Consider the following 23,348-nt stretch of genomic DNA (forward strand, 5'->3'; position numbering starts at 1 on the left):
GGGGGAGAGATCCGGCGGCCACCGGCCTGTACGCCGTACACCCCGGCCGTACACCACGCCGTACCCCGCCGTACCCCGTAGTGCACCCCGCCCGTGCACCCCGTTGAACTGCAGAGCCTCGAGAGGGTTGTCGAACCATGACAGTCGCCATCGACCGCGCGACCGGCAAGCGCCGCGGTGACCGTGAGCCAGGGCCCGGCCGCGCCGGACGCCTGAAGCGCGGCTATCAGAAACACTGGTACGCCTACGTCATGATCGCCCCGGTGGCGGTCGTCCTCGGCGTCCTCGTGCTCTACCCCCTGGCGTACGGCCTCTACCTCACCCTCACCGACGCCAACAGCCTCAACACCGCGCGCACGATCGGCGTCAACCACATCGACGCCACCTACAAGTTCATCGGCCTCGACAACTACGCCGACATCCTGTGGGGCCCGACCGCCTACGACCGCTTCTGGTCGCACTTCCTCTGGACGATCGTGTGGACGGCGACCTGTGTCGCCCTGCACTACGGCCTCGGCCTCGGCCTCGCCCTCCTCCTCAACCAGAAGCTGCGCGGGCGCACCCTGTACCGGCTGATCCTGGTGCTCCCGTGGGCGGTGCCCACGTTCGTCACCGTCTTCGGCTGGCGTTTCATGCTCGCGGACGGCGGCATCATCAACTCCGCGCTCGACTTCCTCCATCTGCCCACGCCGCTCTGGCTGGAGGACACCTTCTGGCAGCGGTTCGCCGCGATCATGGTCAACACCTGGTGCGGTGTGCCGTTCATGATGATCTCGCTGCTCGGCGGCCTGCAGGCGATCGACGGCTCCCTCTACGAGGCCGCCGAGATGGACGGCGCGAGCGCCTGGCAGCGCTTCCGCCACATCACCCTGCCGGGCCTCAGGTCGGTCAGCTCCACCGTCGTCCTGCTCGGCATCATCTGGACGTTCAACCAGTTCGCCGTGATCTTCCTGTTGTTCGGCAACACCGCCCCGGACGCGCAGATCCTCGTCACCTGGGCGTACTACCTCGGCTTCGGACAGCAGCCGCGTGACTTCGCCCAGTCGGCCGCGTACGGCATCCTGCTGCTGGCCATCCTGATCGTCTTCACCTCGTTCTACCGCCGCTGGCTGAACCGCAACGAGCAGCAGCTCGCGATCTGAGGCAGGAGTTCCCATGAGCACCACCACAGCAGAGACCTCCGCCCAGGTCGCCGGAGAGCGGAGCCGCCCGAAGGCCCCGCGCCGGGTCCGCCGACGAGGCGAGAACAGCCTCGCCGGCTCGCTCGGCTCGCACGCCGTCCTGATCGTCGCGAGCGTGATCGCGCTCTTCCCGATCGGCTGGCTCGTCTATCTGTCCCTCGGCCCGGACAAGGACGACTATCTGCACCCGGGCGGCATCTGGGACAAGATGACGTTCGACAACTACACGTTCGTCCTCGAACACACCAAGTTCTTCGACTGGTTGAAGAGCTCGCTCATCGTCACGCTCGGGACGACCGCCATCGGCGTGCTCATCGCCGCCACCACCGGTTACGCCGTCTCCCGGATGCGCTTTCCCGGCTACAAGAAGTTCATGTGGGTGCTGCTGGTCACCCAGATGTTCCCGGTCGCCGTGCTGATGGTGCCGATGTACCAGATCCTGTCCGACCTGCAGCTCATCGACAACTACTTCGGTCTGATCCTCGTCTACTGCACGACGGTCATCCCGTACAGCGCCTGGCTGCTCAAGGGGTACTTCGACACCATCCCCTTCGAGATCGACGAGGCCGGACGCGTCGACGGACTCACCCCCTTCGGCACCTTCTTCCGGCTGATCCTCCCGCTCGCCAAGCCCGGCCTCGCGGTAGCCGCCTTCTACAACTTCCTCACCGCCTTCAGCGAGGTCGCGTTCGCTTCGACGTTCATGCTGAGCGACGACAAGTACACGCTCGCGGTCGGTCTGCAGTCGTTCGTCAGCGAGCATGACGCCCAGCGCAACCTGATGGCCGCGACGGCCGTACTGATCGCCATACCGGCCGCGGTGTTCTTCTACCTCGTGCAGAAGAACCTCGTCACCGGGCTCACGGCCGGCGGCACCAAGGGCTGACCGCCAGTTGAGCCGCGTGGGGCCGTCGCTCGTCCGCGGCTTCGTCGTGGCTGGTCGCGCCCGCGCGGCGGAGCCGCATATCGATACCGCCCCGCGCCCCTATGGGGCGCTCCTCATCCCCCTGAACTCGAGGCGGTCGCGGTGGCCATCCGACCCCGCTGCCATCGCGGCCGTCTCGTCTCCCATCCCCTACTTCACCTGATCCCATGACCCCGTTAGGTACCAAGGACGCCATGAGCCAGCAGCCCTCCGCAGCCCCGGCCCCCTCCCCCACCTCGGCCGTCGCCACCGTCGCCAAGCGCCGTGACTGGTGGCGGGACGCGGTGATCTACCAGGTGTACCCGCGCAGCTTCGCCGACAGCAACGGCGACGGCATGGGCGACCTGGAAGGCGTACGCTCCCGCCTGCCGTACCTGCGCGACCTCGGCGTGGACGCCGTGTGGCTCAGCCCCTTCTACGCCTCTCCGCAGGCCGACGCAGGCTACGACGTCGCCGACTACCGCGCCGTCGACCCCATGTTCGGCAATCTGCTGGACGCCGACGCGCTCATCCGCGAGGCCCGTGAACTGGGGCTGAGGATCATCGTCGACCTCGTCCCGAACCATTCCTCCGACCAGCACGAGTGGTTCAAGCGGGCGGTGGCGGAGGGCTCCGGCTCGCCGCTGCGCGACCGCTACCACTTCCGCCCGGGGAAGGGCGAGAACGGTGAACTCCCGCCCAACGACTGGGAGTCCATCTTCGGCGGCCCGGCCTGGACGAGGGTCGCCGACGGAGACTGGTACCTCCACCTCTTCGCGCCCGAGCAGCCCGACTTCAACTGGGAACACCCGGCCGTCGGCGACGAGTTCCGCTCGATCCTGCGCTTCTGGCTCGACATGGGCGTCGACGGCTTCCGCATCGACGTCGCCCACGGCCTGGTGAAGGCGGAGGGCCTCCCGGACCTCGGCTCGCACGAGCAACTCAAGCTGCTGGGCAACGATGTCATGCCGTTCTTCGACCAGGACGGCGTCCACGAGATCTACCGCCAGTGGCGGCTGATCCTCGACGAGTACTCCGGTGAGCGCATTTTCGTGGCGGAGGCGTGGACCCCCACGGTCGAGCGCACCGCGAACTACGTCCGCCCCGACGAACTCCACCAGGCCTTCAACTTTCAGTACCTGGGCACCGCATGGGACGCGGAGGAACTGCGCCAGGTCATCGACCGCACCCTGGAGTCGATGCGCCCGGTCGGCGCCCCCGCCACCTGGGTGCTGTCCAACCACGACGTGACCCGGCACGCCACCCGCTTCGCCAACCCGCCCGGCCTCGGCACCCAGATCCGCACCGCCGGCGACCGCGCGCTCGGCCTGCGCCGGGCGCGCGCCGCCACCCTGCTGATGCTGGCGCTCCCCGGCTCGGCGTACGTCTACCAGGGCGAGGAGCTCGGCCTCCCGGACGTCGTCGACCTGCCCGACGAGGTGCGCCAGGACCCGGCGTACTTCCGCGGCGCCGGCCAGGACGGCTTCCGCGACGGCTGCCGGGTGCCGATCCCGTGGACCCGCGAGGGTTCGTCGTACGGCTTCGGCGACGGCGGCAGCTGGCTGCCGCAGCCCGCCGGCTGGGGCGAGTTGAGCGTGGAGGCGCAGACGGGCGTGCCCGGTTCGACGCTGGAGCTCTACCGCCGCGCCCTCGCCGTCCGGCGCTCCCGGTCCGACCTGGGCGCCGGCGACTCGGTGGAGTGGCTGAAGGCCCCGGAGGGTGTACTCGCGTTCCGGCGCGGGGAGTTCGTGTGCGTCGCCAACACGACAGGGGAGTCCGTGACGACCCCGGCATACGGGCGGGTGCTGCTCGCGAGCGGTGAGGTGACCGAGACGAACGACGGCGAGGCCAAGCTCCCGGCGGACACGACGGTGTGGTTCACGACCGCCTGACGGTCGCCCCCCTCACCGGGCCCGCCGCTCCGGCTCTTCGGCGGAGCGGCGGGCCTTCGTGGGTGTGATCAGCCAGCCTTCGTGACAGGGAGGCTTTGTGATCAGGGCGCCTTCCAGAGCGTCAACTCCATCGTGTAGTCACGGGCCTTGTAGCCGTCCGAGTCCTCCTGGACGACGACGTCCTTGATCTTGAGCATCGCCAGGTTGCCCTCGTCGGTGACCGTGCACAGCAGTGTGTCCTTGGTCAGTTCCTTCTCCTGGCTCTCGTCGGCGAGCTCGGAGGGGAGCGCGTTCGTCGCCGCGCCCTCGGCGCACTGCTCGGGGGTGGCGCCCGCGCTCTTGCCCACGGTCGTCACGAAGTGGAGGGTGTGGGTGCCGCCGAACTCCTCGTACTGCAGCTCCGCCCCCTTCGTCGAGCTGGAGGCGTGCGTGTCGATCTCCGGCGCGTCCAGGTCGACGTTGGTGTACGAGCTGCGGCCCGTGGTGAACTGCGCCCGCAGGGTGAGCGGCTTGTCCTTGAAGACCTCCGTGTAGCCGCCGCTCGGCGTGCTCGCGGTGGAGGGGGCGGTGCTGTCCGACGAGGGGCTCGACGGGGCGTCGACGGGGGCCTGGGAGTCGCCGGTCGCGGACGAGGACGCTGTTGCGCCGCCGCCCTGGGCCTCGGATTCCTTGTCGTCGTCCTTGGTGAAGATCCAGGCGGCTGCCGCGATCATCACCACGGCGAGCGCGACGGCGCCGACCGTCAGCGGGGTCCGGCGGCGGGCGCCCGGTGCTGCCGGAGGGGCGGGGGTGGTGGACCCGGTCGGCGGGGCCGGAGCGTACTGCGGCTGCTGCGGCTGCTGCTGCGGTGACTGGGGGTGGTGGGCCGGTTCGTCCGGGCGGGGGACGTAGGTGGGCGGGTGTCCGCCGGGTGCGGCGGTGCCCGGCGGCACGGTCGCCGCGTCCGCTCCGGGCTCGGGGGCGGGTTCGGTCTCGGGCCACTGCTGGGCGAGCTGCTCTCGGCGGGCGATGTCCGCCGCGACCGGCGCGGGCAGCCAGCCGCTGAAGTCCCGCAGCTGCCGCCCGCCCAGTTCCTGGCAGAGTTCCGCCAGTTCGGACGGGGTGGGGCGGGCCGTGGGGTCGGCGGCCAGACAGCGTTCCAGGACGGTGCGCAGCGGCTCCGGATACGTGGTCAGGTCCGGCGGGCGGAACTCGCTGTTGGCGATCTTGGTGGCCAGGGTGATGGCCCCGGAGTCGCCGTAGGGGTGGCGTCCGGTCGCGGCGACGGCGGCGATCAGGCCGAGCGAGAAGATGTCGGTCGCCGGGGTGAGGTCGTCGCCGTTGGCATGCTCCGGGGACATGAACTGAGGGGTGCCGATGAGACCGCCGCTGCGGGTGAGCTGGGTGGCGTCGGCGGCCCGGGCGATGCCGAAGTCGATGATCCAGGGGCCCTCGGAGCCGATGAGGATGTTGCTCGGCTTCATGTCGCGGTGGATCACGCCCGCCTTGTGCACGGCGTGCAGCGCCTCCGCGGCGCAACCGGTGAGCTGGAGCACCGAGGACACCGGAAGCGGCCCGTGCCCGGTCAGGACCTGGTCCAGGGCGAGGCCCGGGACGTAGGCGGTGGCCAGCCACGGCTGGGGACCGGTGGTGTCGTGGTCGACCACGGGCACGATGTGGTAGCCCTGCACCCGGCGGGCGGAGGTCGCCTCCTGCTCGAAGCGGCGACGGAACTCCTGGTCCTGGGCGTACTCCCGGCGGATCACCTTCAGGGCGACCGGCTGGTTGCCGCGCGTCCGGGAGAGGTAGACGGACCCCATGCCGCCCTCGCCGATCCGGGCGAGCAGCCGGTAACCGGCCAGCTCCCGCGGGTCGTCGTCGCTCAGTGGTCTCAGCGGGTCACCGGTTCCAGCACTGTTCAAGACTTCAACCTTCCGCTCGCCGAAGCGCGATCGTACCGGGGCGTCCCAGCCTGCGGGAGGCATCCGGGGAGATCAAGGAAAATCGGCGAAGATCAAGGGGAAACACGGGAGTTGGCGGGATTTTTCCCGATGGCACGGCCCCGGCGGGCGGCCGTATGGTGAGGACCCCTGCCGTCGGACAGCCCGGACAACACGGACAGCGAGGCGTTCATGGAACATCATCTGGCGGCGTCGGCGGAGCGTGCCGACTATCTGGTCGAGCTGTCCAACGTCGTACGCCAGACCTCCATCGGCCCCCGCGGACCCCGGTCCCTGCGCCGCCTGGGGCTCGTTCTGCGGGCCCTGATGGAACTCACCGGCGACCCCGACGTGTCCGTCTACCTGGTCGCCGACACCAGTCTGCTGGGCGGGCACCGGGAGTTCGGCGACCCGGACGAGGTCCGTCGGCTGCGCCGCTGGGTCGCCGACGGCCTGGTGGAGGAGGTGGGCGACGCCGACGAGCGGATCCTCGAACTGGCCCGGATGACCGGAACCCGGGTCGTCACCGGCGACCAGTACGTCGACCATCGCGGCGAACACCCGTGGATCCAGGGCAACACCTGGCAGTTCCTGCGCCCCGAACCCCGCCCCGACCAGAGGGTCGCGCTCGTGCCGATGGACATGGGGGTGCGCACGGAGGCCGAGATCTCCCGTCGGATGGAGCTGTCGGCCCTGAAGAAGCAGGGGCTCCTCGGACCGTCCCGGACCCCGCTGACCGACGTCATCATGCGGGCCTGGAGCTGCCCGGAACCCCGCTGCACGCTCTACGACCTCCACCGGGGCGACCGGATCCTGCTGCCCCGCATCCGGCGCGGCGTCCCCACCTGCGAGCTCCACGGCGTCCGGCTCACGGATGTGGGCGTGCGGCCGGCCGGCGCCCAGCTCAAGGTCGTCATCGACGGCGGCTGCGTGGCCCGTTACACCCTCGACGAGGGCTCCGAGGCGTACGTCGGACGGCTGCCCGGCCCGGAGGGTATCGCCCTGCACAGTCTGCTGTCCCCGGAGATCGCCGCGCGGGTCAGCCGCAGACATGTGGCCGTCTCCGCGCGCGGCGGCACGGTCCTGTGCCGTGACGTCAGCAGCTACGGCACCCGGATGCGGCACGCCGGCCGCCGGGGCGGACCCGGCCCCTGGGAGAAGCTGCCGCCGGGCGCCGACCGGCCGTTCCGCCCCGGTGACGAAGTCGAACTCGCCCCCGGTGTCGTCCTCACCCGCAGCGGCCGGCGCTTCCCCGCCGAACTCGCCGACGCCTGGCGCGCCGAGGCCGCCCGGACACCGGTCCCGCCGACCGCGGCGGCGCCCACCCGCCGGGTCTGACCCCTCCGTACCCCTCTGTACCCCTCCGTGCATTTCCGCTGCCCAAGTTTCCGCATCAACTTCACACGGCCCGCTGCCCTTTCGGGCAGCGGGCCTTTAACATCTGCGTCACCGCAAGTTTGCTGAAATATTTCAGCAAGAGCCTTCAACGGAGAAGGACACCCCACATGGCAAGCAGCAGACCCCTTTCATGCGCCCTCGCCCTGGCCGCCGCGGCCGCCGTCATGGCCCCCACCGCCGCGTCCGCCACCCCGCCCGGCACCAAGGACGTCACCGCCGTCCTCTTCGAGTGGAACTTCGCCTCGGTCGCCAAGGAGTGCACCAACACGCTGGGCCCGGCCGGCTACGGCTACGTGCAGGTCTCCCCGCCCGCCGAGCACATACAGGGCTCGCAGTGGTGGACGTCGTACCAGCCGGTCAGCTACAAGATCGCGGGCCGGCTCGGCGACCGGACCGCCTTCCAGAGCATGGTGAACACCTGCCACACGGCGGGCGTGAAGGTCGTCGTCGACACCGTCATCAACCACATGTCGGCGGGGAGCGGCACGGGCACGGGCGGATCGTCGTACACGAAGTACAACTACCCCGGCCTGTACTCCTCCTACGACTTCGACGACTGCACCTCCTACGTCACCAACTACTCCGACCGCTGGAACGTCCAGCACTGCGAACTCGTCGGCCTCGCCGACCTGGACACCGGCGAGGAGTACGTCCGCAAGGCCATCGCCGGGTACATGAACGACCTCCTCACCCTCGGGGTCGACGGCTTCCGCATCGACGCCGCCAAGCACATCGACACCGCCGACCTGGCCAACATCAAGTCCCGGCTGACGAACCCGAGCGCGTACTGGAAGCAGGAGGTCATCTACGGCTCCGGCGAGGCCGTCCAGCCCACCGAGTACACGGGCAACGGCGACGTCCAGGAGTTCCGCTACGCCTACGACCTCAAGCGCGTCTTCAACAACGAGAACCTCGCCTACCTGAAGAACTACGGCGAGGGCTGGGGGTATCTGAGCAGCTCGGTCGCGGGTGTGTTCGTCGACAACCACGACACCGAGCGCAACGGCTCCACGCTCAACTACAAGGACGGCGCGAACTACACGCTCGCCAACGTCTTCATGCTCGCGTACCCCTACGGCGCGCCGGACGTCAACTCCGGCTACGAGTGGTCGGACACGGACGCGGGACCGCCCAACAGCGGGGCGGTGAGCGCCTGTTGGCAGGACGGCTGGAAGTGCCAGCACGCCTGGCCGGAGATCCTGCGCATGGTCGCCTTCCGCAACGCCACCCGCGGCGAGTCGATGACCGACTGGTGGGACAACGGCGCCGACGCGATCGCCTTCGGGCGGGGCGCGAAGGGCTACGTGGCGATCAACCACGAGTCGAGCAGCCTGAGCCGGACATACCAGACGTCACTGGCCGCGGGCACGTACTGCAACGTCCAGAACAACACGACGGTGACGGTGAACTCCAGCGGGCAGTTCACCGCCACCCTGAGCTCGAACACGGCGCTGGCGATCTACGCCGGCAAGTCGAGCTGCTGAGTCGCGCCTACTTCCAGGTGTCGCTCGCGGAGTATCCGGCCGAACTGCCCGTCGTGTACGAGCGGTTCGTGCCGGATTCCCAGGTCACGTTCCCGGAGCCGTCCTTCTTGATGTACTTGTACTCGAACGTCGTGCTCTTCGGGACGATCACCGACCTGCTCCAGGTCGGGTAGGAGGCCGACGACAGGGGGATCGCGTCGGTCGGGCTCCAGGAGCCGAGGGAGGCGATCGAGCCGACGACGTAGACGTTCGTGCCCAGGGTCGTCGTCGCGTTGACGTTGAAGGTGACGTCGGTGGCGCTCGCGTTCGCGACGTTCCAGGAGTTGTTCAGGGCGAGCGCCGACGTCGTGGTCGCCGCCGCCCTGTTGGCGTTGGACTCCCAGGTCACATTGCCCGAGCTGTCCTTCTTGATGTACTTGAACTCGAAGGACGTGTTGATCGGCAGGCTCACCTGGCCCGACCAGATCGGGTACCCGGTCGACGACAGCTGGACGGCCTTCGAGGTGTCCCAGCCGCCCAGCGCCGCGATGGAGCCGACGACGTGGACGCTCGTGCCGCTGCTGGTGGCCGCGTACTCGTTGAAGGTCGCCGTCACCGTCGAGGCCGGGTCGTCGCCCCCGCCGCCCTCACATGTCGTGCACGGGGTGAACTCGCCGTCGTAGAAGGCGATCGCGCTCTTCGCCGGGACGGTGAGCGTGGCGTTGCCACCGGACACCGTCACCGTCGTCGCGCCGTTGTCGACGACGTTCGCGTACGTGCCGTCGGCCATGCCCGTCGCGAAGGTGTACGTGGCCGCGGAGGAGCCGTTGTTGAGCGCGATGTAGCCGCCCGTGCCGCGGCCGAAGCCGATCACGCTCGACGACTTCGTGGACCAGTTGGCCACGGCCGCCGAGCCCACCGCGTTGTGCCACTTCACCATGCCGGTGATCGCGGTGTCGCGCTGCAGGCAGTACCAGCCGGCGGAGCAGTTCGTGTCCGTCACGAAGCCGCCCGAGTTCGGCGGCGCCTGGTCGGAGGACGACCACTCGAAGCCCGAGTAGATCGTCGGCGTCGACCACTTGTAGGCCAGCTCGAAGACGTTGGCGAGCCGGTAGGTGTCGCCGTCCTTGTAGCTCATGTGCAGGCCGTTGCGCTCGGTGTCGTGATTGGTCACGAAGGACACCGAGTTCGCGGGGGTGAGGATCCCGGACGAGGCCAGGGACTCCAGATCGCTCACGTTCCCCTGGAACGCGGACTTCAGCCTGCTCGCGTAGGTGAAGTCCAGGACGTCGCCCGAGGCGTAGTAGTCGGAGGCGGCCGGGGTCGAGCCCGGGTACACCTCCTGGAAGATGTACGGGTCCGCGCCCGAGGCGGTGTCGGAGAGCTTCGCCCAGATCGCGTTCAGGTCGGCGACCGGGATGTGCTTGGCGGCGTCGATGCGGAAGCCGTCCACGCCCAGCGCGATCTGCTTGTTCAGGAAGGCGGCGATGCCCGAGCGGACGTCGTCGTCCTCGGTCTCCAGGTCGGGCAGGCCCAGCAGTTCGCAGTTCTGGATCTCGTTGAGGTTGGACCAGTCGTCGATGATCAGGTCGGAGTCGCTGCACTCCGCGGACGTGTGGAAGTCGTCCGGGTCCCAGTCGGCCGTGTCGTACTTGTTGGTGAGCGTGGTGCCGTTGTAGCCGACGCCGGTCTGCGCCGCGGTGTGGTTGATCACCGCGTCCGTGTAGACCTTGACGCCGGCCGTGTGGCAGGCCGTGACCATCGCCGCGAACTGGGCCGCTGTCCCGAAGCGGCCGTTCAGGCTGTAGGAGTAGGGCTGGTAGACGTCCCACCAGTAGGAGTTGGACTGCTTCAACGACTCCGACGGCGGGGCGACCCACACCGCGCCGTAGCCGTTCGGGCCGAGCACATCGGTGCACTCGGACGCGACCGAGTTCCAGTTGTACTCCCACAGGTTGGCGATCACATCGCCGGAGGTCGTGGCGTCCGCCCGGGCGGGGGCGGCGGGGAGCGCGATCGCCCCGGCGAGGGCGAGCGCGGCGGCCGCCACGGTACTGGCCGTGCGGCGTAGGACGCCCGGGGGGCGGTGTCTGGCAGTCATCTGCGGCTCCGAAAGGGGGTTGCGGGGTTCAACAACCGGTGAGCGTGGGGGAGTTGAGAAGGGCACGTCAAGGTCTGGGTGAAAGTTCTTTCTGCTAATTGCAAGACTCTTGCTGTAAACCTTTCGTTAGCGATACGGTCGCGCGGGGTCGGACCCAAGAGAGCCGTAAGCGCAAGGAGTTCTTGCCTGTGATATCCAGATGGCCGGCGCCCCCGGCGAGCCGCACCGCGCAGAGCAGACGGATCGCGGCCGTCACCGTGACCGCCTTGGCGGCAGTGCTCGTGCAGCCCCTCGCGGCCCACGCCGACAGCCCGCCCCCGCCTCCGTCCGACGCCAAGCTCGCCGCCGCGTCCGCCCGGCACGACGACACCCGCGAGCAGTTCTACTTCGTCATGCCGGACCGCTTCGCCAACGGCAGCACCGCCAACGACCGCGGCGGGCTCACGGGCTCCCGGCTGAGCACCGGCTACGACCCCACCGACAAGGGCTTCTACCAGGGCGGCGACCTCAAGGGCCTGACCCAGCGCCTCGACTACATCAAGGGCCTCGGCACCACCTCCATCTGGATGGCCCCGATCTTCAAGAACCAGCCCGTGCAGGGGACGGGGAGCAACGCGTCGGCCGGCTACCACGGTTACTGGATCACCGACTTCACCCAGGTCGACCCGCACTTCGGCAGCAACAGGGACCTGGAGACCCTGATCTCCAAGGCGCACGCCAAGGGCATGAAGGTCTTCTTCGACGTCATCACCAACCACACGGCCGACGTCGTCGACTACGAGGAGAAGTCCTACGACTACCTGTCCAAGGGCGCGTTCCCGTACCTGACGAAGGACGGCGAGCCCTTCGACGACGCCGACTACGCGGACGGCACGAAGACCTTCCCGTCCGTCGACGCCGACTCCTTCCCGCGCACGCCGACCGTCACGGCCGCCAAAACGGACGTCAAGGTCCCGTCGTGGCTCAACGACCCGACGATGTACCACAACCGCGGTGACTCCACCTTCGCCGGCGAGAATTCCGAACAGGGCGACTTCTCCGGGCTCGACGACCTGTGGACCGAGCGTCCCGAGGTCGTCAGCGGCATGGAGAAGATCTACGAGAAGTGGGTCCGCGACTTCGACATCGACGGCTTCCGGATCGACACCGTGAAGCACGTCGACATGGAGTTCTGGACCCAGTGGGCGACGGCCCTCGACGCCTACGCGGCCAAGCAGGGCCGGGACGACTTCTTCATGTTCGGCGAGGTCTACTCCGCCGACACGTCGATCACCTCGCCGTACGTCACCCAGGGCCGCCTCGACGCCACGCTCGACTTCCCCTTCCAGGAGGCGGCCCGCCAGTACGCCTCCCAGGGCGGTAGCGCACAGACGCTTTCCAGAGTGTTCGGCGACGACTACAAGTACACGACCGACAAGGCCAACGCCTACGAGCAGGTCACGTTCCTCGGCAACCACGACATGGGCCGCATCGGTTACTTCCTGAACCAGGACAACCCGAAGGCCACCGACGCCGAACTGCTCAAGAAGGACAAGCTCGCCAACGAGCTGATGTTCCTCAGCCGCGGCAACCCGGTCGTCTACTACGGCGACGAGCAGGGCTTCACGGGCTCCGGGGGCGACAAGGACGCCCGCCAGACGATGTTCGCCTCCCGCACCGCCGACTACCTCGACGACGACGAGATCGGCACCGACCGCACCCACGCGAGCGACGCGTACGACACCGACGCACCCCTGTACCGGCAGATCGCCGCGCTGGCCGAGCTCCGCAGGGCGAATCCCGCCCTCACCGACGGCGTCCAGACCGAGCGCTACGCGGCCGACGGCGCCGGCGTCTACGCCTTCTCCCGCAACGGGACCGGCAAGGACACGACCGAGTACGTCGTCGCCTTCAACAACGCCGGCACGGCGAAGTCGGCGACCTTCGCGACCGGCTCGGCGAACATGACCTACCGGGGCGTCTACGGCACCGAAGCCACGTCGAAGTCCGGCGCCGACAAGAAGATCACCGTCACCGTCCCGGCGGGCTCCGCGATCGTGCTGAAGGCGACCGGCAAGCCGGCCGAGCCCGCCGCCCTGCCGACGATCACCCTCAAGGCCCCGGCCGCCGGAGCCACCGGCACCGTCGAGCTCACCGCCGACGTCGAGGGCGGACAGCTGAACCGGGTCGTCTTCGCCGCCCAGGTCGGCAACGGCAAGTGGCAGACCCTCGGCTCCGCCGACCACGCCCCGTACAAGGTCACGCAGATCGTCGGCGAGGACGTACCGGCCGGGACCGCCCTGCGCTACAAGGCGGTCGTCATCGACTCGGCGAGGCGTACGGCGAGTGCGACCGCTGAAAGCGTCAGCGGCGCCCCGCCCGCCGAGGAGGTCCCCACCGCCTCCTCCCGTGACTACGCGGTCGTCCACTACAAGCGCACCGACGGCGACTACGCGAACTGGGGCCTGTACGCCTGGGGCGACCTCGCCGACGGCGAGTCCACGAACTGGCCGGACAGCCACCCCTTCACCGGCCGCGACGCCTACGGCGCCTTCGCCTACGTCAAGTTGAAGCCCGGGGCTTCCGGTGTCGGCTTCCTCGTCATCGACAAGGACGGCAACAAGGACGTCTCCGCCGACCGCTCGATCGACGTCACCAGGACCGGCGAGGTCTGGATCGAGCAGGGCAGGACGGACGTACTCACCGAGAAGCCCGAGTACCCCGCGCAGGACAGGACCAGGGCGGTCATCCACTACCACCGCGCCGACGGGAACTACGACGGCTGGGGCCTGCACGTCTGGACGGGCGCCGCGAACCCCACCGACTGGTCGAACCCGCTGCAGCCCGTGAAGACCGACGCCTATGGCGCGGTCTACGAGGTACCGCTCACCGACGGTGCCACCAGCCTCAGTTACATCCTCCACAAGGGCGACGAGAAGGACCTGCCCAGCGACCAGTCGCTCGACCTCACGGCGAACGGCCACGAGGTGTGGCTGTTGAACGGCCAGGAGGAGTACCTGCTCCCGCAGCCCGCGGGCGCCGCGGCCGCCCTCGACCTGACCACCTCCAAGGCGGTCTGGATCGACCGGAACACGGTCGCCTGGAACGGCTCCGCCGCGGCCGCCTCCACCCAGTTGCTGTACAGCCGCGACGGCTCGATCGCCGCGAAGGACGGCGCGCTGACCAGCGACGACGAACGATGGCTCCGCCTGTCCAGGACGTCCCTCACCGACGCCCAGAAGGAGAAGTTCCCGCACCTGAAGGACTACACCGCCTGGACCGTCGACCCGCGCGACCGCGATCGGATCCGCGAGGCCCTCGCCGGTCAGGTCGTCGCCTCCCAGCGGGCCGTGACCGGCGCCGTGCTCGCCGCGACCGGCGTGCAGATCGCCGGCGTACTCGACGATCTCTACGCCGGAGCCGCCAAGGCCGACCTCGGGCCGACGTTCAGCAAGGGCCGTCCGACGCTGGCCGTCTGGGCGCCGACCGCGCAGAGCGTCGCGCTGGAGCTCGACGGCTCCACGGTGAAGATGAAGCGGAACGCCACCACCGGCGTCTGGTCCGTCACCGGCCCCAAGTCCTGGAAGGGCAAGGAGTACCGGTACATCGTCAAGGTCTGGGCGCCCAGCGTCCGGAAGGTCGTCGTCAACAAGGTCACCGACCCCTACTCCGTCGCCCTGACCACCGACTCCGAGCGCAGTCTCGTCGTCGACCTGGACGACAAGTCCCTTGCCCCGAGCGGCTGGTCCTCGTACCCGAAGCCCAAGGCGGTGGCGCTGAAGGACGCGCAGATCCAGGAGCTGCACATCCGGGACTTCTCCGTCGCCGACAAGACGGCGACCGACCCCGGTACGTATCTCGCCTTCACCGACAAGGACAGCGACGGCTCCAAGCACCTGAAGGAGCTCGCGAAGTCGGGCACCTCCTACGTCCATCTCCTCCCGGCGTTCGACATCGCCACCATTGCCGAGAACAAGTCCGACCAGGCGACCCCCGACTGCGACCTCGCCTCCTACGCGGCCGACTCCGACAAGCAGCAGGAGTGCATCGCGAAGACCGCCGCGAAGGACGCCTACAACTGGGGCTACGACCCGTACCACTACACGGTCCCGGAGGGCTCGTACGCCACCGACCCCGACGGCACCGAGCGCACGGTCGAGTTCCGCAAGATGGTCAAGGCGCTGAACGAGGACGGCCTGCGGGTCGTCATGGACGTCGTCTACAACCACACGGCGGCGAGCGGTCAGGCCGACACCAGCGTCCTCGACAAGGTCGTCCCCGGCTACTACCAGCGGCTCCTCGCCGACGGCTCGGTCGCCAACAGCACCTGCTGCTCCAACACGGCCCCCGAGAACGCCATGATGGGCAAGCTGGTCGTCGACTCGATCGTCACCTGGGCCAAGGAGTACAAGGTCGACGGCTTCCGCTTCGACCTCATGGGCCACCACCCCAAGGCCAACATCCTCGCCGTGCGCAAGGCCCTGGACGCGCTGACCCTCGCCAAGGACGGCGTCGACGGCAAGAAGATCATCCTGTACGGCGAGGGCTGGAACTTCGGCGAGGTCGCCGACGACGCCCGGTTCGTGCAGGCCACGCAGCAGAACATGGCGGGGACGGGCATCGCGACCTTCTCCGACCGTGCGCGGGACGCCGTACGCGGCGGCGGGCCGTTCGACGAGGACCCGGGCGTCCAGGGCTTCGCCTCCGGTCTGTACACCGACCCCAACTCGTCGACGAGCAACGGTACTTCGGCGGAGCAGAAGGCCCGTCTGCTGCACTACCAGGACCTCATCAAGGTCGGCCTGTCCGGGAACCTCGCCGCGTACCGCTTCACCGACACCGGCGGCAACGAGGTCACCGGCGCCGAGGTCGACTACAACGGCGCCCCGGCCGGCTACGCGGACGCGCCCGGCGACGCCCTCGCCTACGTGGACGCGCACGACAACGAGTCGCTGTTCGACGCCCTCGCCTTCAAGCTGCCGGCGGACACCTCCGCCGCCGACCGTTCGCGGATGCAGGTCCTCGCCATGGCCACGGCCGCGCTCTCCCAGGGCCCGGCGCTGTCCCAGGCCGGCACCGACCTGCTGCGTTCCAAGTCCCTGGACCGCAACTCCTTCGACAGCGGCGACTGGTTCAACGCGATCCACTGGAACTGCTCGGCCGGCAACGGCTTCGGGCGCGGACTGCCACCGGCCGCCGACAACACGTCCAAGTGGCCGTACGCCAAGCCCCTGTTGGCCACCGCGACGGTGGGCGTGGGCTGCCCGCAGATCACCGCGGCCACCGCCGCGTACCAGGACCTGCTGAAGATCCGTACGACGGAGAAGGCGTTCTCCCTCGGGACGGCCGCACAGGTGCAGTCGGCGCTGTCCTTCCCGCTGTCCGGCAAGGAGGAGACGCCCGGGGTGATCACCATGGAGCTCGGTGACCTGGTCGTGGTCTTCAACGCGACGCCGACCGCCCAGCGGCAGACGGTCTCCGCGCTCGCGGGGACGGGATACCGGCTGCACCCGGTGCAGGCGGCGGGGAAGGACTCCACCGTGAAGTCCTCCTCCTACGAGTCGGCGTCCGGCACGTTCGCCGTCCCGGGCCGGAGCGTGGCGGTGTTCGCCCGCACGACTCACTGACGGAGACGCTCTGGACAGGGGCATTACCTTGGTGGAGCAGGCCTCGAACTCGGTCTGCTCCACCAGGGAGTCCGAGGGTTGACACATGAGCGTCAACGGCAGACGGACGGACCTGACCGTGTTGGTCGTGGACCGCACGGCAGCCGGCCGGTTCGCCCTGGGCGGTGTGCTGCGGCGCGCCGGTCACCAGGTCGTCGCGGTCGGCACCGGCAACGAGGCACTCGTCGAGCTGGACGTACGGCTGCGCAAGGGCACCCTGCCGGACGTGGCCCTCGTCGACGTGGAGCTGCCGGACATGAGCGGCTTCGAGCTGTGCCGCCGGCTCAAGGCCCGGCCGCACATGTCCGGGCTGCCCGTCGTGCACTTCTCGGCGGGCGAAGCCGCCCCGGGCGACCTCGGCCAGGGGCTGGAAGCGGGCGGCGAGTCCCATCTGGCGCTGCCGGCCGAGCCCGAGGAGATCGACGCGATGGTCCGGGCGGCCGTGCGGGCCGCACGGCTGCGGGCCGACGACCAGGCGGCGGCGCGGCGGCTGACCCTGCTGTCGGAGGCGATCGTCACCATCCAGTCGGCGCGTTCCCCGCAGGAGCTCGCCGCCGCGGCGGCCGAGGGCACCGCACGGCTCACCGGGGTCACCGCCGCCGTCTTCGTCCTCGGACCGGACGACGAGCTCTATCGCTCCACCTCGCGCAACCGCACCTCGCTCGCGCTGCCGGACGCGGGCGCCCATCGGACGGTGACCGCGCTGCTGCGGCGGCTCGCCCACGGTCAGGCCGGGGTGCGGATCACCACCGTGCCCGCGCCGCTGTGGCCCGCCGGGTTCTTCCGGCCCGGTGTGGAGCACGACGCCCGGCTGGTGGTGATGCCCGCCCAGGACGGCCGGGCCGCGGTGTGTCTGGCCACCCCGACCCGCGGTGTCCGCAGGGTGGACCCGGAGAACGAGTCCCTGCTGGCCCGGCTCGCCCAGGCCACCGTGCTCGCCGCCGAGCCGCTGCTGATGTACCAGATCGAGCGGCATGTCGCCCTCACCCTTCAGCACAGCTTCCTGCCGCAGCCGCACCGGCTGCCCGAGCTGCCGGGCGTCGACGTCGTCGTCCGCTATGTGCCCGCGTCCCGGGAGACGGAGATCGGCGGCGACTTCTACGCGGCTCTGCGCACCGGGGAAGGGGTGCTGGCCGTGGTCGGCGACGTCGTCGGGCACTCGCTGGAGGCGGCCACCGTGATGGTCGAGATCCGGCACGCGCTGCGCGCCTACTGCGTCGACGAGAGCGACCCGGCCGTGCTCGCCGGACGCCTCGACCGGATGCTCCAGCTCTACCATCCCGAGGTCACGGCGACGGTCTGCCTGGCCTTGATCGACCCCGGCACCGGACGCACCCGGATCGCCAACGCGGGTCACATCCCGCCGCTGATCGTCCGGGACACGCGCAGCGCCGACTACGTCAAGGCGGCCGGCCCGCTGCTCGGTCTGGGCGTGCCCCACCCCGCGCCGACCGAGCTGTTCCTCGAACCCACCGACCGGCTTCTCATGGTCACCGACGGGCTGATCGAGACCCGGGGCGTCGATCTCGCGGTCTCGATGGAGCACCTTCGCGCGGCGGCCATCGGCGCGATGCCGGGCCTGGACGCCCTGTGCGACACGCTCCTCACCTGCTTCGACCACGACCGGGACGACGACATCGCGATGCTGGCACTGCGGCTGGACGGGGATCCTGCGACTAGGGTGAGCGCTGAGACCTAGAACAGGAGTGCCCATGCCGCAGATCACCGTCGACTACTCGAGCACGATGGCGTCCGCCTTCGACCGGGCCGGATTCGCGCGGGCCCTGCACACCTCGGTGGTCGAGATCGCGGCCGCCAAGCCGGAGGCGTGCAAGACCCTGTTCCGGCCGGCCGAGTTCACCGCGTTCGGCTACGACGACCCCGAGGAACTGGGGCACGCGGTCGTCCACGTCACGCTGGGACTGCTCGCCGGCCGCACCGACGAGACGAAGGCCAAGCTGACCGAGGCCGTGCTGGAGCACCTGCGCGAGCATGTGGCGGCGGACGGATTCGTGCTGCACGCCTCCGCCGAGATCCGCGACCTCGACCCCTCCTACCGCAAGTACGAGAGCTGAGCCGCTTCAGGACGCCAGTGCGATGAGCCGGGTGACCAGGTTGCCGAAGGGGCCGTCGGCCGGCTCGCCGCCCAGCATGGGCCGCAGCAGGGTGCGCAGCTCGTCGTCGTAGGCCGCGCTGACGGCCGTCAGCGCGGCGAAGTCGTGCACGAGCTGGAGCTCCAGCTCCTCGCGCGGGATGCGCCGCCCGTCCAGCCAGATCAGCGCGGTCGACTCGGCGAGCGAGATCCAGGACCGGACGATCAGTTCCAGCCGCGGCGGCGGATCGGTGATGTCCAGATGCGACAGGATCTGTTCGTAGGCGATCTGACGTACGGAGTCGACGAGCGCGTTGGTGGTCGACGAGCCGACCGCCGGGCCGCCGCGCATGAGTGCCGAGAAGCCCGGGCCGTGCGCGTCGACGAAATCGAAGAACCGGTGCATCACGCGCAGCAGCCGGGCGCCCAGCGGACCCTCGTGCGGTTCGGCGAACCGACCCGCGAGATCCTCCGACGCCCGCTTCAACGCGGCCTCGTACAGGCTGAGTTTGCCGGGGAAGTAGTGATAGACGAGGGGGCGTGAGATACCCGCGGCCGCGGCTATCTCGTCGATGGAGACCTCGTCGGGCGAGCGTTGGGCGAACAGTTCGAGGGCGACGCCGATCAACTGCTGCCGACGCTCCTCGACTCCCATTCTGCGACGAACCCCGGTAGTCATACGAACACCTTACCGATCGGATCCGGACTCCAACGGACCGGACCGGACCAGGTGTTCACCTCGATCGAGCGTGGAGTCGATCACATGTCCAGCACCAGTCGCCCACTTCGCGCCCGCGACACACAGATCAGCATCGAGTCACCGCGCTCCGCGTCGGTGAGCAGTTCGTCCCGGTGCTCCACCTCGCCCTCCAACACCCGCTGTCGGCAGGTTCCGCAGAAGCCCTGCTCGCACGAGTAGACGGTGTTCGGCAGCTCGGCGCGCACGGCGGCCAGCACGGTCGAGTCGGCCGGAACCGTCAACACCCGCCCGCTGCGCCGGAGTTCGAGCTCGAACGCGTCGCCTTCGCGGACGGTACGCGCCGTGAACCGTTCCAGCCGGACCTGCGGCGCACGCTCCCGGACGGCCGCCATGAGCCCGTCCGGACCGCACGCGTAGACGGCCGTCCCCTCGGGCAGATCCGCGAGCGGGGCGTCGAGATCCGGCCGCCCCTCGACCACCGTCACCCGGTCCCGGCCGAGCTTCGCGAGCTCCTCCAGGAACGGCATCGAGGCCCGCGTGCGACCGGCGTAAACCAGCCGCAGATCGGCGCCTTCGGGCAGGGCCCGCAGCATGGGCAGGATCGGCGTGATGCCGATGCCTCCGGCGACGAAGAGATAGCCGGGAGCCTCGACGAGCGGGAAGCGGTTGCGCGGCCCCCGCACCTCGATCTCCATGCCCTCCCGCACCTGCTCGTGCACCTCGCGCGAGCCGCCCCGCCCGCCGGGCACGAGCCGCACGGCGACGGTGTAGGAGGAGGCGTCCTGTGGGTCCCCGCACAGCGAGTACTGCCGCACCAGCCCCGACGGCAGCACCAGGTCCACATGGGCACCCGGGCCCCAGCGCGGCAACCGCCCGCCCTCCAGGCGCAGTTGCACGACACCGTCGGCGACCGTCTCGCGCGCGGCCACCGGCAGCCGCAGCGCCCGTGACCGGGGCCGGCCGGAGACCGGTTCCTCCAGCGCGGGCATCGGCCACAGCGGCGAGGCCTCGATCCTGCGCCGCATCGCCCGCCGGACGAGCAGCGCGGCGCCCGCGACCGCCATCAGCGTCCCGGCCCTCGCCATCAGAACTCCCTCTTCGCCACGGCCGGATCCACGGCCGGAACCGCGGCCAGGTCCGCGGCCAACGCGGCGGGGGAGGAGGCGAGATAGGCGACCGCCTGCTCGGTGGAACCCTCCTGCGAGGGGTGGTAGGCGCGGCTCAGATAACGCGGGACCGACCTCAGCAGGTCGCCGGTCGCGGGCAGCGTGCCCCGTCTGCCGCGGACGTAGAAGTCCTTGAAGGAGCCGCGGCCGTCGACGAGGGTCGGGTCGTTCGCCATGAAGAAGCGGACCCCGCGCTGCCACAGGAACACCAGCGCCGTGAACGCCGTCGCCCAGGTCCGCGCCCGCCGCCGGTAGCCGCCGTCCACATGCATGAAGAGATCGAAGGCGACGGACCGGTGCTCGACCTCCTCCGCGCCGTGCCAGCGCAGCAGGTCCAGCATGGTCGGGTCGGCGCCCCGCCGGTCCAGCTCCCCGGCGTTCAGCACCCAGTCGCCGAGGAACGCGGTGTAGTGCTCGATGGCCGCTATCAGCGCCACCCGCTCCATCAGCCACCAGCGCCGGGCCCGCCCCGGCGGCAGGGTGCGGTCGCCGAGCAGCTTCTCGAAGAACCAGTCGACCTGCGCGGTGTACGGCGTCGGGTCGAGCCCCTGCTCCCGCAGATGCGGCAGCACCTCGTCATGGGCCTGGGAGTGCATCGCCTCCTGCCCGATGAACCCGATGACGTCCGCCCGCAGCCGCTCGTCCTCGATGTACGGCAGCACCTGCTTGTACACGTGCACGAACCACCGCTCGCCGGCCGGCAGCAGCAGGTGCAGCACGTTGATGGTGTGCGTGGTGAAGGGGTCCCCGGGCACCCAGTGCAGCGGGGTGCCCTCCCAGGAGAAGGACACCCTGCGGGCCTTGAGCGTGACGCGTTCCTCGGGCCGCCCGTCCGGCTTGTTGGACATGATGTCAATGTACTGACGGGTAGGGCGAGAGTGAACCCCTGTGACGCGCTCAGGGCGAGGAAGGGAAGGATCAGCGCAGGCCGCTGATCGAGCGCCCGTCCGTCAGCTCGCCCTCCAGGCCGGCCTGCGCGCCCTGCTTCGCCGGCACCGTCAGCAGATTGCCCTGCCCGGAGCCGGTCACCCCGCCCGTCGTCCGGATGGACGCCGTCTCCTTGTCGCCGGCCGCGAGGAGGTACCAGTCGCCGCCCTTCGACTTCCACAGCACCCCGGCCAGCACATGCGGATCGCGCGCCCCGCACGCCGGTACGTCCCCGGCCTTCGCCACGGCCGCCCCGAACGGCCCGCCCGGCGTGTGGAACTGGGCCAGCACCCGATTGCCGTCGCCCCGCCAGGTCTCGGCCCGGGTGCACACCCAGGCCGCCGAGCCGCTCGCGTCGGGCAGCTGCTGCCGGGTGTAGCCCCAGGCGTTGACCGTCCGTACGCCCTGTCCGCGCGCGTCGGCCAGCGAGCAGGCGAACGGCGCCCAGGTCCGCAGCGCCTCCGCGCCCGTGGCATCGGCCGGCGAGGTCGGGCGGCCCGCGGTGAGGCGGGCCGGGACGAGTTCGCCGAGGTCGCTGAGGAGCCCGCTGCCCGAGGCGTCGGTGAGCTGGAGGACGTTCCAGCTCGTGCAGGTGCCGGTCTGGGTGGCCGGGCTGGACAGGGGCGAGGTGATCCCGTCGGTCAGGGTCAGCTCCAGCACCCCGGCGCCCGGCTTCGACAGGTCCCGCTCGCCGGCCTTCGTCACCCAGGGGGCCGTCAGATAGCGGACGTTGCCGTCGGACCGGCCGAGCACCAGCGCGCCCGCCTCGGCGCGGGTCGCGCCGTCGACCCGGGCGAAGTCGAGGGCCGCCCCGGCCGTGCCGTCCTTCGGTTCGGCGTAGCGGGCGATGCGCAGACCGTCGTAGAGGATCACCACGCGGGCGGCGTCGACCTCGCCCGCGTAGAGCAGCTGCGGCGGTCCGGCCGGGCCGCCGGTGGGGGTGTCCGGGGTGGCCGAGACCCGGACGCTCTCGCCGGGGCGGGCCCAGACGGCGAGCGCGCGGCGCAGCAGGGCGGTGTCGCGGGTGAGCGGGCCGCGCGCGGGCCAGACCGAGAAGTCGGTGCGGGCGGAGGTCTTCCAGGCGGCTGGGGAGAGCTTCACCAGCCGCCCGGGGTCGAGGGCGGCCTCGGCGGCCGGGTTCTGCGCGTACACCGGGGCGGCCGCGCCGTCGGGTCCCCAGCCGCCGCCGGGCAGCGCGATCAGGACGCCGCACACGGCGAGCGCGGCCGCGGCGGCCAGCGCGGCCCTGGTGTGCTGGCGGCGGCGCATCAGATCGGTGGGCCGGGCCTGCAGCGAGCAGGCGTCGAACTCGGGGGAGTCGAGCAGCGCGTACTGCGCGGCCGGGATCTCACCGGCCTCGCGCAGGGCCGCCGCGACGTCCTCGACGCCCGAGGCGGTCAGCACCTCGCGCACATCGCCGTCGGGGAGCTTCTCCAGACCGCGCAGGACGTAGGCGGCCCGGGCCGGGCCCGAGAGGGCGGCGAGCCGCTGGTCGAGGGCGAGTTCGTCCGCGCCGCCGGAACGGGGGAAGAGCCGCAGGCCCCACACCTGGGGGAGCGGCGGCGGCAGCTGGGCGCGCTTGGGCCAGGCCCGCAGCCTCAGCGGCAGCCCCGCCTCCAGCGCCGTACGGACCACCTGGAGGCGGACGTAGGTGTACCCGGGGTCGCCGTCACGGCCGGTGGACTGGGCCGGGATGACGGGCGCGGAGGCGCGGCCGCGGGGCAGGGCGCGCTGGGCGAGCGCGTGTGCGGTCAGGACGCGCCGACCGCGGCCGGGGCCGGGTGGCAGCACCAGATAGGCGAGCCGGACGAGACGCGGGTAGTGCTCGACGAGCGCGGCCTCGGCCTGCTCGACGTCGACGATCCGGTCGGCGGAGGATCCGGCTGAGGGGCGCGGGGCGACATCCTGTGACTGCACGTCCAGGCAAACGAGCGAAACGGTGGATGGTCACCGCCGCCAC

The 23,348-nt window shown here is 70.3% G+C and carries 14 protein-coding genes; 8 read left to right on the forward strand and 6 right to left on the reverse strand.

All coding sequences use genetic code 11. The features are described from left to right. Positions 1–137 precede the first annotated feature (137 nt). The 3 genes from ABZ725_RS40315 (at position 138) to ABZ725_RS40325 (ending at position 3,977) form a co-directional block, all read left to right on the forward strand. Complete coding sequence (locus ABZ725_RS40315; RefSeq protein WP_351914799.1) at positions 138–1,142, forward strand: sugar ABC transporter permease; 1,005 nt, start codon at positions 138–140, stop codon at positions 1,140–1,142. 13 nt (positions 1,143–1,155) lie between these two features. Beyond that, entirely contained in the window at positions 1,156–2,067 is a 912-nt protein-coding gene (locus ABZ725_RS40320) for a sugar ABC transporter permease (protein ID WP_351914801.1), read from the forward strand. A gap of 233 nt (positions 2,068–2,300) precedes the next feature. Next, entirely contained in the window at positions 2,301–3,977 is a 1,677-nt protein-coding gene (locus tag ABZ725_RS40325) for a glycoside hydrolase family 13 protein (protein ID WP_358807346.1), read from the forward strand. Between the two features lie 101 nt (positions 3,978–4,078). Here ABZ725_RS40325 and ABZ725_RS40330 read toward each other — a convergent pair whose 3' ends face one another. Further along, positions 4,079–5,878: a serine/threonine-protein kinase gene (locus ABZ725_RS40330; RefSeq protein ID WP_358807347.1), complete on the reverse strand. Its 1,800-nt coding sequence runs from the start codon at positions 5,876–5,878 to the stop codon at positions 4,079–4,081. Positions 5,879–6,088: 210 nt separating this feature from the next. Here ABZ725_RS40330 and ABZ725_RS40335 point away from each other — a divergent pair, with 210 nt between their 5' ends. Further along, on the forward strand, positions 6,089–7,234 hold the full coding sequence (locus ABZ725_RS40335) for an FHA domain-containing protein (RefSeq protein ID WP_358807348.1): 1,146 nt from the start codon (positions 6,089–6,091) through the stop codon (positions 7,232–7,234). A 167-nt stretch (positions 7,235–7,401) separates the two neighbouring features. After that, positions 7,402–8,778: an alpha-amylase family protein gene (locus tag ABZ725_RS40340; RefSeq protein WP_358807349.1), complete on the forward strand. Its 1,377-nt coding sequence runs from the start codon at positions 7,402–7,404 to the stop codon at positions 8,776–8,778. Between the two features lie 7 nt (positions 8,779–8,785). Here ABZ725_RS40340 and ABZ725_RS40345 read toward each other — a convergent pair whose 3' ends face one another. After that, positions 8,786–10,858 carry a carbohydrate-binding module family 20 domain-containing protein gene (locus ABZ725_RS40345; RefSeq protein ID WP_358807350.1) on the reverse strand — a complete coding sequence of 691 codons (2,073 nt, stop codon included), beginning with the start codon at positions 10,856–10,858 and terminating at the stop codon, positions 8,786–8,788. Positions 10,859–11,046: 188 nt separating this feature from the next. Between ABZ725_RS40345 and pulA the strand changes: the two genes are divergently transcribed. From pulA to ABZ725_RS40360, 3 genes are all read left to right on the forward strand, one after another. Continuing rightward, positions 11,047–16,464 (forward strand): pullulanase-type alpha-1,6-glucosidase, encoded by a 5,418-nt coding sequence (pulA, locus tag ABZ725_RS40350; protein WP_358807351.1) that lies wholly within the window; start codon positions 11,047–11,049, stop codon positions 16,462–16,464. An 85-nt stretch (positions 16,465–16,549) separates the two neighbouring features. Further along, on the forward strand, positions 16,550–18,202 hold the full coding sequence (locus tag ABZ725_RS40355) for a fused response regulator/phosphatase (protein ID WP_358807352.1): 1,653 nt from the start codon (positions 16,550–16,552) through the stop codon (positions 18,200–18,202). Between the two features lie 13 nt (positions 18,203–18,215). After that, positions 18,216–18,578 (forward strand): isomerase, encoded by a 363-nt coding sequence (locus ABZ725_RS40360; RefSeq protein ID WP_358807353.1) that lies wholly within the window; start codon positions 18,216–18,218, stop codon positions 18,576–18,578. 6 nt (positions 18,579–18,584) lie between these two features. Here the strand turns inward: ABZ725_RS40360 and ABZ725_RS40365 are convergent, their stop codons facing one another. The 4 genes from ABZ725_RS40365 to ABZ725_RS40380 form a co-directional block, all read right to left on the reverse strand. After that, complete coding sequence (locus tag ABZ725_RS40365) at positions 18,585–19,274, reverse strand: TetR/AcrR family transcriptional regulator (protein WP_358807354.1); 690 nt, start codon at positions 19,272–19,274, stop codon at positions 18,585–18,587. A gap of 80 nt (positions 19,275–19,354) precedes the next feature. Further along, complete coding sequence (locus ABZ725_RS40370; RefSeq protein WP_358807355.1) at positions 19,355–20,380, reverse strand: PDR/VanB family oxidoreductase; 1,026 nt, start codon at positions 20,378–20,380, stop codon at positions 19,355–19,357. Continuing rightward, a complete protein-coding gene (locus ABZ725_RS40375) occupies positions 20,380–21,309 on the reverse strand; it encodes a metal-dependent hydrolase (RefSeq protein ID WP_358807356.1) in 930 nt (309 codons plus the stop codon). The genes ABZ725_RS40370 and ABZ725_RS40375 overlap by 1 nt, the downstream gene beginning before the upstream one ends. Positions 21,310–21,379: 70 nt before the next feature. Continuing rightward, entirely contained in the window at positions 21,380–23,305 is a 1,926-nt protein-coding gene (locus ABZ725_RS40380) for a hypothetical protein (RefSeq protein ID WP_358807357.1), read from the reverse strand. Positions 23,306–23,348 lie beyond the last annotated feature (43 nt).

This window comes from Streptomyces sp. NPDC006872, assembly GCF_040635845.1.
In the GTDB taxonomy this organism is placed as follows: domain Bacteria; phylum Actinomycetota; class Actinomycetes; order Streptomycetales; family Streptomycetaceae; genus Streptomyces.

Bases quoted from the DNA above. Each gene is read 5' to 3' on its own strand.
- ABZ725_RS40315 (WP_351914799.1), top strand. From the start codon at position 138: ATGACAGTCGCCATCGACCGCGCGACCGGCAAGCGCCGCGGTGACCGT.
- ABZ725_RS40320 (WP_351914801.1), top strand. From the start codon at position 1,156: ATGAGCACCACCACAGCAGAGACCTCCGCCCAGGTCGCCGGAGAGCGG.
- ABZ725_RS40325 (WP_358807346.1), top strand. From the start codon at position 2,301: ATGAGCCAGCAGCCCTCCGCAGCCCCGGCCCCCTCCCCCACCTCGGCC.
- ABZ725_RS40335 (WP_358807348.1), top strand. From the start codon at position 6,089: ATGGAACATCATCTGGCGGCGTCGGCGGAGCGTGCCGACTATCTGGTC.
- ABZ725_RS40340 (WP_358807349.1), top strand. From the start codon at position 7,402: ATGGCAAGCAGCAGACCCCTTTCATGCGCCCTCGCCCTGGCCGCCGCG.
- ABZ725_RS40345 (WP_358807350.1), bottom strand. From the start codon at position 10,858: ATGACTGCCAGACACCGCCCCCCGGGCGTCCTACGCCGCACGGCCAGT.
- ABZ725_RS40355 (WP_358807352.1), top strand. From the start codon at position 16,550: ATGAGCGTCAACGGCAGACGGACGGACCTGACCGTGTTGGTCGTGGAC.
- ABZ725_RS40360 (WP_358807353.1), top strand. From the start codon at position 18,216: ATGCCGCAGATCACCGTCGACTACTCGAGCACGATGGCGTCCGCCTTC.
- ABZ725_RS40365 (WP_358807354.1), bottom strand. From the start codon at position 19,274: ATGACTACCGGGGTTCGTCGCAGAATGGGAGTCGAGGAGCGTCGGCAG.
- ABZ725_RS40370 (WP_358807355.1), bottom strand. From the start codon at position 20,380: ATGGCGAGGGCCGGGACGCTGATGGCGGTCGCGGGCGCCGCGCTGCTC.
- ABZ725_RS40375 (WP_358807356.1), bottom strand. From the start codon at position 21,309: ATGTCCAACAAGCCGGACGGGCGGCCCGAGGAACGCGTCACGCTCAAG.